Below are 16389 nucleotides of genomic sequence, written 5' to 3'. Positions count from 1 at the left end.
ACGTGGAGGGTCGTCGGATGATGGAGCAGCGGATCAGCCTCGTGACGCTCGGCGTCGCCGACGTGGCCCGGGCACGCGCCTTCTACGAGCGGCTCGGCTGGCGCGGTCAGGAGGTCGAGGAGACCGTCTTCTTCCAGGCGGGCGGCCTGGCCCTGGTGCTGTGGAGCCGGGAGAAGCTGGCAGCCGACGCGGGCGTGCCCGACCGGGGCGCGGGCGGGTTCGGCGGGACGACGTTGGCGCAGAACGTCCGCTCCCGGGGCGAGGTCGACGAGCTGCTGACGGCGGCGGCCGACGCCGGGGCGGAGGTGACCGTGCCGGCACGCGAGACCTTCTACGGCGGCTACGCCGGCTGCTTCACCGACCCCGACGGGCACGTCTGGGAGATCGCCTGGAACCCGGGCTTCCCCCTCGGCCCGGACGGCTCACTCACCGTCCCCGACCTCACGCCACCGGACTGAGTGGTCAGGAAGCGATGCGGCGGGGGTACGCGTCGGCTTCGCGCGCCCACTGCTCGGCGGCCACGGAGAGGGCGTCGGCGGATACGGTGAGCGTCAGCGGGTAGACCGCGCCGAGCGGCTGCCGCCGCATCCAGGGTGGCAGCGACTCGTACGAGAACTCGACGGTCAGCGCCAGCCGGCGCCGGCGCAGCACCCGGGTGCGGAAGGCCAGGTTCGGCTCGGTGAAGCGGGCCACCGCCGAGGGCTCCGCCGGGTCACCGGTCGTCTCCGCCTGCTGCCGCAGCCAGCCCGCCAGCGCGTACGCCTCGGCCACCGTCAGGCAGGGTTCGAGGCGCGACCAGGCCTGCCCGTCGGCGGTGCGGGCGTCGGTCTCGACGAGCAGCCAGTCGTCCCAGTCCGCCGCCTCGTCCGGGTCGTCCGGCGGCTCGACCCCGGGCTGGTAGCCCACCGGCCGGATCCTCACCCGGGCACCGTCGTCGGAGCGGATCTCCATCCTGTCATCATGACCGATCCCGAGGCGCGGATGGCGGCATCCCCGCAGCTCAGGGCGCCCCGGCGAACAGCAGCCCCGGGCGCGGGCGCCCCGGTCAGCGCACCGGGTCGTGGGTGCCGCGCGGCACGTCTGGCCGGCAGCGGCGCACCCGGTCGGCGGCCATCCGCCCGCCGACGGCCAGCCCGTAGCGCTCCACGGCGGCGAGCCCGTACGCGCTGCACGTCGGGGTGAAGCGGCACTGCCCGGGCCAGCGGTGCGACAGCCAGCGCCGGTAGCCCAGGATCGCGGCCCGCCCGGCCCGGTCCACCAGCGGCGCCCGCCCGGCGTCGACGGTCGGCGGTGCCGAGGCCCGGCCGGGCGACACGAGCCGGGCGCCCAGCGCGCCCAGGGTCAGCAGGGTGGAGAAGAGCCCCAGGTCGCAGCAGGGGATGTCGCAGTTGCAGGCGTCGCAGTTGTCGAAGCGGCTCTTCTTCTTGCGACGCTGGTTGCTCGGGAGGTAGATCACAGGGAACATCATGCGACTTCCGCGCCACCCCGAATCCCTCGGATGGCGTTCCATCGCCCCGGTGGTGGCCGGCTCGGTGGTGGCCGGCTCGGTGGTGGCCGCCGAGTCGGTCCGCCAGCGAAGGGACCCTACGACGCTGTCGAGCTGAGTCGGCTGTGACATCAGGTGGTGGTGTCCGGCCCGCTGTGCCACCAGAGGGCGGTGAATCGTCTACGACATCAGCTCGACAGCGTTGCGCACGTGAGCCCTCGCCCCGACCGGGAGCGCCGCCGAGCCGAGGGGTGCCGCACAGCCGAGGGGTGCCGCACAGCCGAGGGGTGCCGCACAGCCGGGGGGTGCCGCACAGCCGGGTGCGGACACCCGCCGAGCCGGGCGACGACGCGCGGTCTGTCGCCTCCGCCGGCCCGGCGCAGCCCGGCCACGACCCGGCGCAGCCCGGCCAGGTGGCGCAGCGGGGTCAGGTAACGCAGCCCGGCCAGGTAGCGCAGCGGGGTCAGCGCCGGACCGTGCGGCGCACGCCGTCGTGCCCGGCGCAGGCGTCGCGCCGCCCGCCGGTGAGGCTGACCGAGCCGTCGCCGCACTGCACCAGGTGGCCCCGGCCGGCCCAGAACTCGGGTACGCAGTCGAACCAGTCGCAGACCTCGACGGCCGGCCTGCGGATGCGCTCGCCGCCGCAGAAGTCGTACCCCATCGGGTTGGCCGGGGCGCCGCAGAGCCGCTCGCGGGCGGGCGTCGGCGTGGGCGCGGTGGTGCCACGTCGCGGCTTCGACGCGGCGGGCGGCACCTTCGCCTGCGCGGCCGGGAGGGCGACCGGCGGGGCGACGAAAGTCGGCGCGGGGGTCGCGGCGACGGCGACCTCCGAGCCGGTCGGGTCGGCGGGATCGGTGTCCAGCAGGGCGGCGGGCACCAGCAGGGCGATGCCGGCGGCGACGGCCACGGTGCGCCGGCCGCCGGGCACGAACGCGAAGGGCTGGGCCTGCGCCGGGGTCGCGATCTGCGGCCGGAACGGCTTGAGCTGCGCGTGCTCGGCGATCGCCTCGTCGAGCTGGTCGAGCACCGCGCCGCGCTGCTCGATGGCGTCGGCGAAGGCCAGGGTCAGCTTGAACCGGAAGTCGGCGGCGACGTCGGCCGGGAGCATCAGGCCGGAGGTGCGCCGCCGGTCCAGCACCTGCATGAGGGTGACCGGCGCGTGCGGGTCGTGGGCCAGCCCGGTCATCCTCCCGTACGCCCAGTCGCGCCGACCGCGACCGCCGAGCAGCACCAGTCGGCGGTTGGTGATCACCGCCATGCCGGCGTCGGCGACCCGGACACCGTCCGGCCTGCGGGGCCGCGGCGGCGCGGCCGCCGGGGCGACCGTCAGGTCGGGCGCGGGCAGCACGGTGGTGTGTCGTACCTCCACCAGCTGCGCGGCCGGCAGCACCCAGAACACCACCTCGTCGGGCGCGAGCTCCAGCGCCAGGCCGGCGCCCGCCGCGGCCGAGCCCTGGAACTCCTCGGCGAGGGTACGCAGGCGGCGCAGTTCGTCGTCGCGTCGTCGCCATGCCTTGTCGGCGCTGCGGAACTCCCGCCGCCGCCGTTCGTTCTGCCGGTGCACCCACCGGTACCGCCATGTGGAACCCGTCGAATCAGTCCTTGCCACGCCGACTCCTTCGCCGCGCAGGCCACCAACCGGGGTGTCACAGCTTTCAACGGTGACAACGGCCGACGGGGACACGCCGCAACGGGCAAAATGGCCGAACGACGGGCGAAAACGGGCGATAGGTGGATTTCGTCGGGCCGCGGTCAGTGCCGGGGGCGGCCCTCCCCCACCCGGTAGGTGCGCAGGTTCGGGTCGGCCTTGATCTGCGCCTCCGTGTATTTGATGGTGTCCCAGCCCTTGCCCGAGTAGAGCCGGGTCTGGTCGGCGTACCAGGGCGAGTTCGGGTTGCTCGACTGCGAGTAGGTGAGGATCTGCCGCCCCGAGGGGCCGTTGCGGCCCAACTCGACGGCCATCACGAAGGACGAGCCGTGCACCACCTTCGGGTAGCCGACGCCCGGCGCCAACGGACCGATGATCATGTTGAACACGCCGGCCTCGGCGCGTCCGCCGTGGATCGGGATGCGCCGGTCGCCGCGCTGCTCGGTCTGGATGTCGCCCAGGCGCGCGTCGAGCGGGATGCCGGCGAGCTTGCGGACGGCGTCGGCGAGCGCGGTGAGCACGCGCGGGTCGGCGGTGTTGAGCCGGCTCGGGGTGCGCACCGGGTCGACGGCGTCGAACGCGTCGGCGAACCGGATGCCGCCCGACAGGGCGAACTCGGTGAACAGGTGCGCGCCGCGGCTGTCCAGGTCGACGCGCAGGTCCCAGCCCTTCAGCGCCGCGCAGGCCCCCCGCAGGTCGACAGTGGTCCCGTCGGAGGCGGTCGCGGTGGGCTGCGCGGCGCAGAGTGCCACCAGGTCGCCGCGCAGCAGCTCGCCGCCGTACGCGCGGTTGCCGAAGACCGTCTGCCAGAGCCGGGACGTGGTGTAGCCCCGCCCGGGCAGCCCGTCGGTGCCGGCGAGCCGCTCCCGCACCTGCTCCACGCCGAGGCGGGTACGCAGGCTGCGCTCGGTGCGCTCGTTGCCGACGATGCGCGGGAAGCCCTCCAGCGGCGCCTCCGGGTTGGCCAGCCAGTGGCTGTCGTTGGAGTTGGTCACGTAGTCGGCACGGAACCGGATCGGCAGGTTGGCCGGGCCGAGGATGCCGGGCACCGCCGCGTCGCGGTCGCGGCCCAGCGCGCAGGCCGACCGGGAGCCGTCGAGGACGGCCTGGCCGCTGCTGGCGTAGAGCGGCTGGAACGGCGCGGGGATGCAGGCGGCGGCCAGCTCGTCGGTGACCCGGGGCACCACCGAGTGGTCGGCGTAGAGCGCCTCGCCACGGGCGTCGGCGGCGATGACGTTCACCCAGGGCAGGAACTGGTGCCGGTCGAGGACCTGCTTCAGCTCGCGGACCGTCTTCGCCCGGCCCATCTCGAGCCAGCCGTCGAAGGCCCGGTTGTTCGTCGCGTTGACGTCGGTGATCGCGTACGCGGCGGTGGTGGTCCAGTCGAAGGTGCCGGGGACGACGACCACCGGACCGAAGTGGGTGTCGTGGAAGGTGCGGCTGACCGGCACGGTGCCGCCACCCGGGGCGGGCACCTGGACGGTGACCGTGCGGGTGGTCATCTTCCGGGCCCGGCCGTCCACGTAGTACGAGGTGGGGTCGCCGGGGACCAGCGCGAGCCGGTGCCAGACGAAGCGGCGGGCGGTGGAGACGGTGTGGCTCCAGGCGAGGGTGCGGTTGTGCCCGATCTCGATGATCGGGTCGCCGATGAGCGCCGCGCCCTCCACGTCGTAGCGGCCCGGGACCTTCAGGTGCATCCGGTAGAAGCGTTCCGCCCCCTCCCACGGGAAGTGCGGGTTGGCCAGCACCATCCCGCCGCCGTGCGTGGTGGCCCGCGCGCCCAGCCCGTACGCGTTGCTGCCGACGCCGGCGGGCGCGCCGTCGCGGGCGGCGACGACCGCCGCGGCGCCCGGCGCGTCGAGGGCGGCGGCCGGGCCGGTGGCCGTGGGCGGGGCGGCGGCGACGATCCCGTCGAGCACCGCCCGCGAGCCGGCCCGCACCATGCTGGCCCAGCTCGCGCGCCACATGTCCAGCTCGGTCAGCGGACGCACCCACGGCTTGCCCCGGCAGGCCGGGTCGGTGAGGTTCGCCGCGCCGGTGCGGCGCAGATAGCTGTTGTAGCCGGCGACGAAGCCGCGGATCTGGTCACGGACCTCGTCGGACGGGGAGTGCACGCCGTCGCGGGGTCCCTGTAGCAGCCGCTCGGCGGTGCGGTCGTCGATCGCCTTGCGGTGGAAGAGGTCGCTGCGGACGTTCGCGTCCGTGGGGCTCGCCGCTCCAAAGTAGCGGGACCGCTCGGCGTTGACCGTGACGACCTTCTCCGCGATGACGCAGATGTTGTCCTCGGCCTGGACGTGGCCGACGCCGAAGCCGAGGCTGGCGAAGGTGCGGGCGGTGATGTGCGGGACGCCGTACGACGCCCGGCGGATCTCCGCCGAGTAGCCGCCGTCACGGTGCCGCGCGGCGGCCGGCGGTACGCCGGCGACCGCTGTGGTGGCGACAGTGGCGAGGGCGGTGACCAGTGCGCAGAGCGGCCTTGGCCTCATCGGGACTTCCTCCCGTCCGGTGGACGTGTGAGAAGTTCACACGACCGGCATTCTCGCCGGGCGCGGGCGTGCCGAGGAAGACCCGACCGGGAAACCGGGTTGTTCCCCCTACGGACCACCCGGGTGCTGGGTAACGTCGGCGGCAGCCAGGGCCGACGAGGGGGTGGGACCGGTGGGTGACCCGCTCCGCCCGGTGGTGATCGGCGTCGACATCGGCACCACCAGCACCAAGGCGGTCGCGTACGACCTGGACGGCGCCCAGCTCGCCCACCACTCGGTCGGCTACCCCCTCGACGAACCCTTCCCCGGCTACGCGGAGCAGGACGCGCGGCACATCCACGCGGCGGTGCTGGAGTCGGTGCGCGCGGTCGTGGCGGAGCTGGACCGGCCGATCGCCGGGCTCTCCTTCGGCACGGCGATGCACAGCCTGATCGGCCTGGACGCGGACGGCCGCCCGCTCACCCCGTCGCTCACCTGGGCCGACTCGCGGGCCAGCCGGCAGGCCGAGCGGCTGCGCGCGGTACCGTCCGGGCTGGCGCTGCACCGCCGCACCGGCACCCCGGTGCATCCGATGGCGCCGCTGCCCAAGCTGCTCTGGTTCGCCGAGCAGGAGCCGGTGCTGTTCGGGCGGGCGGCGTACTGGGTGGGCATCAAGGACTGGGTGCTGCTGCGGCTGTGCGACGCGCTGGTGACCGACCACTCGGTCGCCTCCGCCACCGGGCTGATGGACATGCACCAGCTCTCCTGGGACGAGGAGGCACTCGGTGTCGCCGGGATCACCGCGGAGCAGTTGCCGGAGCTGGTCCCCACCACCACCGTGCTGCCCGGCCTCACCGCCGAGGCCGCCGCGGCGACCGGGCTGCCCCGGGACACGAAGGTGGTCGTCGGCGCCGGGGACGGCCCGCTGGCCAACCTCGGGCTCGGCGCGGTCGCCCCGGGCGTGATGGCCTGCACGATCGGCACCAGCGGCGCGATGCGGGTGATGGTGGAGCGCCCCGGCGTCGACCCGCTCGGCGGCGTGTTCTGCTACGCGCTGACCGAGCAACGCTGGGTGGTCGGCGGGGCGATCAACAACGGCGGCGTCGTGCTGGAGTGGACCGGCGACGCGCTCGCCCCGGAGCTGGGCGAGGACGCCGAGGAGCAGCTGCTGGCGCAGGCCGCGCTGGCACCGGTCGGCTCCGGCGGTCTGATCATGCTGCCGTACCTGCTCAGCGAGCGCGCCCCGCACTGGAGCGCGCTGCCGCGCGGCGCGTACGTGGGGCTGACCCACGGGCACCGCCGGGCGCACCTGGTGCGGGCCGCGCTGGAGGGCGTCTGCCAGCAGTTGGCGCTGGTGCTGGCCTCGGTGCGGGCCGCCGGCAACGAGGTCCGGGAGATTCGCGCCAGCGGCGGCTTCGCGCGCAGCGCGCTGTGGCGGCAGATGCTGGCCGACGTGCTCGGCATGCCGGTGCACTTCCCCGCCACGCGGGAGGGCTCCGGCTTCGGCGCGGCGCTGCTCGGCATGGAGGCGCTGGGGCTGATCCCCTCCATCGAGGTCGCCGCCCACCTGGTGCGCATCGAGGAGACGGCACGCCCGGATCCGGCCGCCGCCGCCACCTACGCCGCCCTGCTGCCGCTCTTCGCCGGGCTCTACGACGCGCTGGTTCCCACGTTCACCTCGCTGCGCCGCCTCGCCCCGGGCCTGACCCCGCCACCGGCACCGGCGCCGCCGACCGCCGTAGGGCGCCGCCCGGACGGGTGACGCCGCCGGGGGCGCCGACACCGGCCCGGGCGTCGCCGGCACCGGTGGCCCCGGGGCCCACCGGACGCCGTGACGCCCGGCCGGCCCCGTCAGGGAGCCTCGACCCCGGAGATCAGGTAGCGGTGCACCTCCGCGCCGCGGATCGCCACCTCCTGCTCCGTCGAGGGGCCGGAGCCCCGGAAGTCGAGCAGTTGCTCCTCGGACTCCCAGCGCTCGTAGACGTTGATCCGCCCCGGCTCGACCAGGTCCGCGCCGATCGCGAAGTCGACGCAGCCCGGCGCGGACCGCGCCTGCCGGACGACCTCCACGCAGTCGGCCAGGTAGGCGTCCCGCTGGTCCGGGTCGACGTAGAGACTGCCGGCGACGATGAACACTGCTGACCTCCGGGTACGGCCGCGCGTCAGGCGCGGGTGGTGGCGTTGGCGTGGATGGCCTCACCCAGGTACGCGGCCATCCCCGGCCTGATCGTCTCGAAGTACGCGGTGAACCGCTCGTCCGACACGTACATGTCGGCCAGACAGGTGTGCAGCTCGAGCGGGCAGTCGTAGAACCAGCGGCTGATGAGCTGCCGGTGCTCCTCGGCCAGCTCCATGGCCGCCGGCCCGTCCGCGGGCGCCCCGGATGCCATCACCTCGACGAACCGCCGCGCCCAGTCCTCGTTCTCGGCCTTGTTCCGCAGCCAGTCGTCCTTGGTGTAGCGGGCGACCCGCTCGTTCGACTGGCGGTACGCGTCGGTGTCGCCCCAGCGCTGCTCGACCTCCTCGGTGTGCGCGTCCGGGTCGAAGTCGCCGAAGACCTCGAACCGCTCCTGCGGGGTGAGTGGAATGTTCAACTTGCTCGCCTCCATCGCGAACTCGATCGCCGCGACCATCTCCTGGAGCTTCCTGATCCGTACGGACAGCAGCTCGTGCTGGCGACGCAGGTGCGCCGCCCGGTCACTCGCCGGGTCGTCGAGGATCGCGGCGATCTCCTCCAGCGGGAACCCCAGCTCCCGGTAGTAGCGGATGTGCTGCAACCGGTCCAGGTCGGCGTCGTCGTAGCGCCGGTAGCCGGTGCTGCTGCGGTCACTGGGCGAGAGCAGCCCGATCCCGTCGTAGTGGTGCAGCGTCCGCACGGTCACGCCGGCCGCCTTCGCGACCTGTCCCACCGTGTAGGCCATGGTTCCCTCCCTTCCGCCACCGAGGCTCCCGCCTGCCGTTACGTGAGGGTCAAGCCCGATCCATTCTGCGCCCCGCCGGCCGGCGCATCCGCCGTCCCGGCCCGGGTCGGGGCGGTTCGCCGGGCGTCGCCGGCCGGAGACGACGGTGCGGGCCGCCCGAGGATCGGGCGGCCCGCACGGTCACTGCGGTAGGGCGGTCAGGCGGTCACCAGCGGCGGCCGTCCGGCCAGGCGTCGTACGGGCGGGCCGACAGGATCGGGTCCCAGCCCGTGTTGTTCCGGGCGTCGGGCAGGTGGATCTTGATGTCCGCCCCGCTGTCGTCGAACGGGCTGGCGTCCAGGTGGGCGACGACCAGACCGGAGTCGAACCGCTTGTAGTAGAGGCCGCCGCCGGGCCCGAAGAGCGATGCGGTGTCGCCCCACCCGGCCGCGGCGAGCTCCGCGACGGTCCACACGCCAGCGGCGTCGATGACGTACGCCAGCAGCTTGCCGGTGCTGGTCGTGCCGAGGATCCGGCCGGGACCGGGGGCGGCCAGCGAGGTCAGCGTGAAGTTGCCGGTGATCGCCTTCGCGTTGGTGATGTCGGCGTAGGCCGGCTTCGGCTTGGTCACCGTGTATCGGCGCAGCGCCGAGCCGGCGTTGATGCCGAAGAGCGAGCCGTTGCCGTCGTAGGCCAGCCGGTCCTGCGTCCATCCGGTGTCGGCAAGCTTCGTCGTGGTGAAGGTCAGCGGGTCGGTGCCGGTGACGTCCACCCGGTGGAGCTGCCCTCCCGTGCTGGTCACCAGCAGGGTGTCGGCGTTGAGGGTGGCCATCGCCTTCGGGGTGAAGCCGAGCGGCGCCGCGGCGACCACTTTTTGCTTGGCGCCGGTCACCGGATCGACAGTCGTGTGGGACAGCCGCCCTTCCGGCCCCGTGCCGAAGACCGACACGACACCCGTCCACGGCCGCGCGGAGAGCAGCTGGTGGCGGAACCAGACGCCGCTCACCGGCTCCTCGCCGATCAGCGTGATGTCGTCACCCCGGCCGTCGAACGGGTTGGCGTCGCGGTAGCGCTTGAGACCGTCGGTCGGATGGATGGTGAGATAGAGGCCCCCACCCGGCGAGACCAGCTCCCTGGGCCGGTCCCAGCCGGTCTGGTGGAGATCGGACCGGGACCAGGAATTGGCCCCATTGATCTTGTAGGAGATCAGGGGACCGGCACTGGTGGTGCCGAGGATCCGACCGGGGCCGGGCGAGGCGAGCGTCTGCAGACCGAAGCCGCTGCTGATCGTGGTGGGGGCCGTGAAGTCGGCCGCCGCCGGCTTGGCGCTGGTCACCGTGAAGCGACGCAGGGAGCCCGAGAGGATGCCGTACAGCGAGCCGTGTCCGTCGTAGACCAACTTGTCGAAGGCCCAGTCGGCGGAGGCGATCTTCGTGATGGTGTAGGTCAGTGCGACCGTGTTCGCCACATCCACCCGGTGCAGCTCGCCGGCCCCGTTTGTCAGCAGGATGGTGTCCGCGTTGAGTGTGGCCATCGACTTGGGAGCGAAGGGCAGGAGCGCGGCCGCGGTGCGGGTCTGCAGGCCGCCGGTGGCGGAGTCGACGGCGTGGGCGACGAGCCGCCTCTGCACGGTGGCGTCCGGCATGAGCTGATTCGTGACGCCGAAGAGGTGGACGTCGGTGGTCTGCCAGCGGATCCACCAACCGAGGTCGTCGACCCGGGTGGCGGTGGCGCCGTCGCGGGTCTCGGTCTCGGCCAGGCAGCCCTTCTGCCACGAGGTGCTGACGACCGCGACCAGCTCGGCGGACCCGTCGCGGAACGCCGGGCCGCCCGCGTCGCCCTTGCAGAGCGTCGCGCCGGCCGACGCGCCGAGCAGGCCGACCGACGTGGCGTCGACGTCCTGCACCGTGAACGAGCCCTGGTGCAGGCGATCCGGCACCCATTCGGTGGCCGTCCGGCCGTAGCCGGTGACCTTGAGCGTCTCGGTGGCCGACGGCGGCGTGCTGGCGAGCGCGACCGGCGGCACGTCGGTGACCGGGGCGGCGAGGCGGACCAGGGCGACGTTGCGGTCGGGGTGCGGTGCGACCGCCGCCACCGAGCGCTGGTGGCCGGCGGTGCCGGTGAGGTCCGCGCGGCCGACCAGCACCGTGGTCGGCCGGCTGGGCGGGCCGGCGGCGACCGGCGCACTGCCCTCGGCCAGGCAACTCTTCGTCGTCACGACCCAGTTCTTGTCGACGAGCGCACCCGAGCAGGCGCGGAGATCGCCGAAGGTGACCTTGGCGCTGAACCGGTAGGTGCCGTCCGGGACCGGCTGGGCACCCGTGACGGCCTGGGCGGAAGCGCCGCCCAGCAGGCCTGCTGTGACCGTGGCGGCGAACAGGGCGGCACCCCATCGACGCGTTCGGTGAACTGACAATGCATCCCCCGTGATTGGTGAACCGTTGCGATCCGACCAGGGTCGGTTCGATCTCGGTGGATGCTATCGAGGCTGCCACGGCGGGGATGCCCCTGCGCGCATAGGCGTTCGAGACGGGACAAGAGGGCCGTCGGGTGCGGGTCGGTCAGTGCCCCTCCGACGCGGGATCGTCGTCCGCGTCCCCGGCCCCGTCGCTGGCGGCGGCCGGCGGTCCACCGTGCGTCCACGGTGTCTCCTCGACCGCCGGGAACGCCCCCGCCGGCATGAACGCGTCCGACAGGGTGGTGTAGCAGAGCCGCTCCCCCACCTCGGGCACGCTGCCCGGCGGCGCGGTCAGCCCCCGGCCCATCCCGCCGGAGAGCTCCAGCACCACCTCGGTCTTGCCGTCCGCCGCCGGGGTCACGAAGACCACCCGGGCCTTCTGCGCCGGCCGGGCCGGCGAGTAGAGCGTCGCGCCGATCGGCACCGCCACCGGCTCGGTGGTGACCAGCTGGATCCGGGGGCGCAGCACCGGCCGCTTCCCGGTGTCGTCCACCCGCTTCGGGTCCGCCAGGGTCACCTCGCCGACGAACGCCTCCCCGGTCAGCCGGTGTTCGGCCATCACCAGCGGGTCGTCGTAGGCGCGCTGCACCGCGTAGGAGGTCAGGGCCCGTTCCAGCCGGTGCAGCCGCTGGGCGGCGGAGACCGCCCCGTCCCGGCGGGGTTGCGGCGCGCCGCCCGCGTCGACGTGCTCGGCGTAGCCGGTGAAGGCGTCCTTGTCGCCGTCCCACCGGCCGGCCACCCGGGCGCCCGGGGGCAGGCCGCGCAGCAACCCCACGCCGCGCCACATCAGCTCCCAGGTGGGCGCGAGCTGGTCGCGCAGCAGCCGTTCCAGCTCCGCGTACGCCCCGGCGCGCGCGACCGGGTCGTCCTCGGCGGCGGCGTACGCGGCGATGGCCGGGGCGAGCGACCGGTTGTCGAAGTCCGGGTCGGTGGCCGGGCCGGCGGGCGGGCAGGTCGCCGGGTCCTCGGCCCGGGCCGCCGCCTCGGCGCCGGTGAGCCCGGCGGGCGGGTCGATCCAGCCGAGCAGCGCCGGCAGGTGCAGGTCCTCCACCACGCTCTGCCCGGTGGCCCAGTGCAGGGCCAGCGCGTCGGTCATCGCCAGCAGCGCCGACGAACCGGGATGCTCGGCCCGCTCGGCGAAGAAGGTCAGCCAGCGCCCGAGCACCGGCACCGACGGGTGCACCGGATAGTCCCCGTCGGGCCGGCGGAAGCGGGTGGAGCGGCCGAACAGCCGCAGGAAGGTGATCCCGGCGGGGTTCGGCACCAGCAGCTGCGGGGCGTCGACGTGGCGGTACCGCACGTCCCTGCCCCGGTCGACCGGCACCGCCTCGGAGACGCCCCGGAACCCGTCCAGGTAGGGCAGCACGATCCCGGCCAGCTCGGCGGCGAACGCGAACCGCTGGTCACGGTTGCGGGGCTGCGGCACGATCAGCAGCCGCGCCGCGTCCGGGGCGTCGCCGACCAGCGCCGCCAGTGGCGCGTTGGCCTCGCCGGCCATCGCCAGCGGCACCAGCACCAGCGGCCGCGCGGACAGGTGTAGGTGCCGGACGGTGGCCACCGGCTGGGCCACCCCGGCGGCGAGCGCCTGGGCCCTGGCGAATGCGCGGAGCGTACTCACGCGGGCCCACCCCGCCCGGTGCTCGGGACGGCCGGGCGGGAGTCGCGGGGCGTACTCATGCGGGGGTCCCGGTGAGGGCGTCGGCGCGCAACCGGGCGGCGGCCCGCAGCAGCGCGGCGGCCTGCTCCTGCCCGGGCTCCGGGGCGCGCTCGCCGGCGGCCAGCGCCAGCACCTCGTCGACCTCCGCGACCCCGCCGAGCGCCTCCCGGACCGGCCGGCCCAGCGCCCCGGTGTGTCCGCGCGCCTCGTGCCGGCAGAAGTACGCCAGCTCGCAGGCCGCCAGGCAGTCGGGCGCGTAGCGGGCCTCCACCTGCGACAACGCGGCGAGCAGGGCCGCCGGCTCGACCGTCAGGTCGGCGGTGAAGTCCTCGGGCACGGCGGCCAGCAGCGCGTCGACCCGGGCCATCCGGTCGAGCTGGCGGCGCAGCACCAGCAGCTGCTTGCGCACGTCGACCAGGCTGGCCACCGGCTGGAGGGCGAAGTCGCGCGGGCAGACCAGCACCGCGTCGTGCGACACCAGCTCCGGGTCGTGCCCGGCGGCGGCGAGCAGCTCGCGCAGGGCCAGCACGTAGACGGCGGACTGGATCGCGGCGGCGGACACCTTGGCCGGGTCGGCCTGGCCGTCGACCACCGGGAACGACTTGATCTCGACGACGTGGAACCGGCCGGCGAGCCGGGCGGCGACCAGGTCCGGCTCCAGGTGTACCCGGCGGCCGGCGACCTCCAAGCCGAGCAGCGGGTGGTCGAACAGTGCGGCGGTGTCGTCCGTCCCGCCGGGGGTGGCGCCGGTCAGCAGCGCGGCGGAGCGGCGGTGCCGGGCGGCCGTGTCGTCCTCGACGCCGTCGCCGAGGTCCGTCCAGCTCGCCGCCGCCGGCACCGGTACGCCCAGCCGCTCGGCGACCAGCCGCAGCAGCTCGGCCCCGCCGTCGGCCTTGACCTGCGCCTCGAACGCGTTGCCCCGGGTGATGGCGAACCGGGACTGCCCGAACCGGGCGGGAAAGCCGATCCGCTCGGCCAGCTTCGGCTTGTCCACCCCCGCGCCGTCCAGCACGGCCCGCCGGGTGCAGCCCGGGTTGCCGGTCAGGGCGGCGATGGTGCGCGCGTTGTGCCGCCTCGGTGGCACGCCGCCGCGGATCGCGGCCAGTCGTTCCTCGGTGCTCGTCACGATCCGCCACGATAGGCGGTCGCCGCCGCCCGCGCCCGGCGCCGCCCCGGCCGGTGGCAGCCGCCGCAGCCGTCAACCCGGGGCCGGGCCGCGCGGGACCTGCTCAGAGCAGGGTGGTGAACGGCCCCAGGAAACCGCAGCAGATCAGCCCGAAGGCGCCCAACATGACCAGCGCGATGCTGTAGTTCGACCAGAGCCCGAACTTCGTCACGTCGGTGCCGTACCCGTCGTAGGCGCGGTTGCGCCAGCCGCCGAAGCGGAACGACAGATGGTAGGCCGCGCCGGGATGGGCGACCAGCGTGGTGGTGATCAGCGGCAGGCCCATGAAATCGGTGTACCGCACGTCGAGTGACCCGGGAGGAATCACCACGTACCAGGTGCCCTCGCCGGGGATCGGCACCGCCTGGCCGTTGACCTTGAACTTGCTCGTGGCGGGGGCGGGCACGATGTACGGGCCACGGTTCACCGTGACGGCGAGCACCGCGTAGCCGGGCGGGGGCGCGATCGGGTGGGGGTACACCATCGGCGTCACCGGGCCTGGCATGTGCGGGTACGACGCATGAGGGGGGTACGACACCGCCACATCCTGGCACGGTCCCACCAGTCCGCCGCGCCTCGGCGGATCACGAATCGGTCAGCGCCCGGCGGAGCGGTTCCAGGGCGAACGGGGCAGGGCGGTGCCGGCCAGCGGCCGGCGGTCGCGGCGACGACGGCGGCGGCCGGGGGTGCACGGCGGCCGGGAGACGGTGTGCACGGGCGCGGGCACGGCGGGCTGCCGGCCGATCAGCCAGCAGAGGAAACGGGCCATCGGTGGGCTCAGCCGACCGGGAGGCGCTCGGCCTCCGACCGGGAGATGTCGTACTGGGCGCCGCAGAAGGTGCACTGCTGCACGTAGCGGGTGCGGATCGGGATGAGCGGCACGAAGAACAGGCTGAACTTCGTCGATCGGCGCGTGATCACCTGCGCGGCCTGGTTGTGGCAGTTGCGGCAGACCTGCTGCACCACGCCGGACTGGCTGACCTTGGTGCGGAGCCCGAAGATGAAGAACATCGCCCCCCAGTACCCACGAGTCGCCCGACTATCACCTGCGACTTTCGACGGCCCGGGGCGCGCTCCGGCTGGAGCGCGCCCCGGGGGCGTGCGTCAGCTCGTCGCCTTCGCGGGCTCGGGTTCCAGGCCCGGCACCTCAGCGGGGAGCCAGATCGGCTGCCAGTCCTTCATCTCGTGGAACCGGCGCAGCTCGAACAGCGACGAGACCGACCCGGCCCACGCCCCGTACGGCGGGTTCTGCTCGTCGAAGCCGGACTGCACGAAGGTCAGCTTCGTCTTCCCCTGCGACTCGGCCAGCTCCCAGGTGCTGACGCCGGTCGGCCCCCAGTCCACCGACAGCTTCCGGCCCGGCTCCAGGTCGACGACCTTGGCCGCGTAGCCGTGCTCGAAGCCGCCCATGGCGTAGCGGCCGCCGACCCAGGGCTCGATGCCGATCGGGTAGCCGAACCAGGCGCTGGCCTGCTCGGAGTCGGTCAGCGACTCGAACACCTTCGCCGCTGGCGCGTCGATCAGCAGCTCGCCGCGCATCTCGGCGGAGGCGAAGTCGACCTTCGGCAGCAGCGACTGCCCCGCCAGGTGGGCGGCCAGGTTGGCGAGCGACAGGCTCCAGAACGTCTGGAGCACGCCCCGGATGGTGCTGCCGCTCATCGCCTCGGCGAAGTCGAAGTGGCTCTGGGTCAGCGTCAGCACCGTCGTCCCGGGGCCCTCCGCGAGCAGGGCGAACTCGGTGGTGGTCTCCACCCCGTCGAGCAGCCACGCGAAGCGCAGCGTGTCGTCGTCGACGTGTAGCAGCCGCTGGTGCGGCGCGTCGCCTTCCGGGGTGTGGCGCCCCCAGAACTCGTACCGTCGCGGCAGCTCGACCTCGGCGTGCTCGGCGAGCCAGACGCGCAGCTCGGCCGGGTCGGTCAGGGCGCGGCGGACGGCCTCGGCCGGCGCGGCGAGACGGACGGGCAGCCTCATCGATTCAGTCACGTTCTTTCCCCTTCGGATAGCAGGCCACGGCGAGCTTGAAGGCGTCGCCCTCGGCGCCCCCGTAGCGGGTGAACAGGTCCTGCAGAGTGCTCTGCAGGTCGTGCAGGAACTGCTGGCGGAGCTCCGCCGGCACCCGGATCTCGCCGGCGACCCCGACCGAGGGGAGCTCGGGGGCGGCACGGTCGAGCCCGGCGATGTCCTCCTGGACCTCCTCCATCAGGTCCAGCAGGTAGCCGAGGCTCAGCTCGTCGCGGGCCCGGCGCAGGCCGATCCGGCCGACCAGCCGGGGGGACAGCCAGTAGGACCGGGCGGCGGCCTGGTAGATGCCCTCGGTGATGCCCCGGACCTTGCGTTCGTTGACCAGCTCGACCAGCCCGGCGGCGACGAGCTGCTTGACGTGGTAGTAGACGCGCTGCGGCGTCTGCTCCAGCCGGGTGGCGACCTCGGTGCAGGTGCGCGGCTCGGCCAGTTGTCGCAGCACCTCGACGCGGTGCGGCTTGAGCAGGACCTCGGCCTGCTCGATCTGTTCCAGGTACAGGACGTCTCTCATGGCAAAATCAGTTTGTACGTACAAAATTTGTTTGTCAATAGCTTCGGCGACAGCCGCGCCGGCGGACGGCGCGGCTG

General features: G+C 74.0%; 16 protein-coding genes. 2 read left to right on the top strand and 14 right to left on the bottom strand.

The window, feature by feature from the left end:
- Positions 1-17 precede the first annotated feature (17 nt).
- Positions 18-458, top strand: a complete 441-nt coding sequence (locus OG989_RS12470; RefSeq protein WP_327030573.1) for a VOC family protein — start codon at positions 18-20, stop codon at positions 456-458.
- Positions 459-462: 4 nt separating this feature from the next.
- Here the strand turns inward: OG989_RS12470 and OG989_RS12465 are convergent, their stop codons facing one another.
- The 4 genes from OG989_RS12465 to OG989_RS12450 form a co-directional block, all read right to left on the bottom strand.
- Positions 463-951: a WapI family immunity protein gene (locus OG989_RS12465; RefSeq protein WP_151454450.1), complete on the bottom strand. Its 489-nt coding sequence runs from the start codon at positions 949-951 to the stop codon at positions 463-465.
- Positions 952-1045: 94 nt separating this feature from the next.
- Positions 1046-1465, bottom strand: a complete 420-nt coding sequence (gene yidD / locus OG989_RS12460) for a membrane protein insertion efficiency factor YidD (protein ID WP_225852171.1) — start codon at positions 1463-1465, stop codon at positions 1046-1048.
- A gap of 484 nt (positions 1466-1949) precedes the next feature.
- A complete protein-coding gene (locus tag OG989_RS12455; RefSeq protein ID WP_151454448.1) occupies positions 1950-3095 on the bottom strand; it encodes a hypothetical protein in 1146 nt (381 codons plus the stop codon).
- A gap of 143 nt (positions 3096-3238) precedes the next feature.
- Entirely contained in the window at positions 3239-5620 is a 2382-nt protein-coding gene (locus tag OG989_RS12450; protein WP_327030572.1) for an acylase, read from the bottom strand.
- Between the two features lie 172 nt (positions 5621-5792).
- Between OG989_RS12450 and OG989_RS12445 the strand changes: the two genes are divergently transcribed.
- On the top strand, positions 5793-7361 hold the full coding sequence (locus tag OG989_RS12445) for a gluconokinase (protein ID WP_327030571.1): 1569 nt from the start codon (positions 5793-5795) through the stop codon (positions 7359-7361).
- Positions 7362-7450: 89 nt separating this feature from the next.
- Here the strand turns inward: OG989_RS12445 and OG989_RS12440 are convergent, their stop codons facing one another.
- From OG989_RS12440 to OG989_RS12395, 10 genes are all read right to left on the bottom strand, one after another.
- Positions 7451-7735, bottom strand: a complete 285-nt coding sequence (locus OG989_RS12440) for a putative quinol monooxygenase (protein ID WP_151454445.1) — start codon at positions 7733-7735, stop codon at positions 7451-7453.
- Positions 7736-7761: 26 nt separating this feature from the next.
- Positions 7762-8520 (bottom strand): MerR family transcriptional regulator, encoded by a 759-nt coding sequence (locus OG989_RS12435; RefSeq protein WP_327030570.1) that lies wholly within the window; start codon positions 8518-8520, stop codon positions 7762-7764.
- Positions 8521-8725: 205 nt separating this feature from the next.
- Positions 8726-10915, bottom strand: coding sequence for a S1 family peptidase (locus OG989_RS12430; protein WP_327030569.1), 2190 nt, complete (start codon positions 10913-10915; stop codon positions 8726-8728).
- 145 nt (positions 10916-11060) lie between these two features.
- Positions 11061-12575, bottom strand: coding sequence for a hypothetical protein (locus OG989_RS12425; protein WP_151454442.1), 1515 nt, complete (start codon positions 12573-12575; stop codon positions 11061-11063).
- 55 nt (positions 12576-12630) lie between these two features.
- Positions 12631-13740, bottom strand: coding sequence for a hypothetical protein (locus OG989_RS12420; protein ID WP_327030568.1), 1110 nt, complete (start codon positions 13738-13740; stop codon positions 12631-12633).
- Between the two features lie 103 nt (positions 13741-13843).
- Entirely contained in the window at positions 13844-14263 is a 420-nt protein-coding gene (locus tag OG989_RS12415; RefSeq protein WP_327030567.1) for a hypothetical protein, read from the bottom strand.
- 111 nt (positions 14264-14374) lie between these two features.
- Positions 14375-14548 (bottom strand): hypothetical protein, encoded by a 174-nt coding sequence (locus tag OG989_RS12410; protein ID WP_192581430.1) that lies wholly within the window; start codon positions 14546-14548, stop codon positions 14375-14377.
- An 8-nt stretch (positions 14549-14556) separates the two neighbouring features.
- On the bottom strand, positions 14557-14790 hold the full coding sequence (locus OG989_RS12405; protein ID WP_132233650.1) for a zinc-ribbon domain-containing protein: 234 nt from the start codon (positions 14788-14790) through the stop codon (positions 14557-14559).
- 93 nt (positions 14791-14883) lie between these two features.
- Complete coding sequence (locus OG989_RS12400; protein WP_327030566.1) at positions 14884-15762, bottom strand: SRPBCC family protein; 879 nt, start codon at positions 15760-15762, stop codon at positions 14884-14886.
- Entirely contained in the window at positions 15755-16312 is a 558-nt protein-coding gene (locus tag OG989_RS12395) for a winged helix-turn-helix domain-containing protein (RefSeq protein ID WP_151455158.1), read from the bottom strand. Before OG989_RS12395 ends, OG989_RS12400 begins: the two co-directional genes overlap by 8 nt.
- Positions 16313-16389: the final 77 nt, after the last annotated feature.

This window comes from Micromonospora sp. NBC_01740 (assembly GCF_035920365.1).
Lineage (GTDB): Bacteria > Actinomycetota > Actinomycetes > Mycobacteriales > Micromonosporaceae > Micromonospora > Micromonospora reichwaldensis.
Note: the sequence above shows the minus strand (reverse complement) of the source record. Positions and strands in the feature narration are given on the sequence as shown.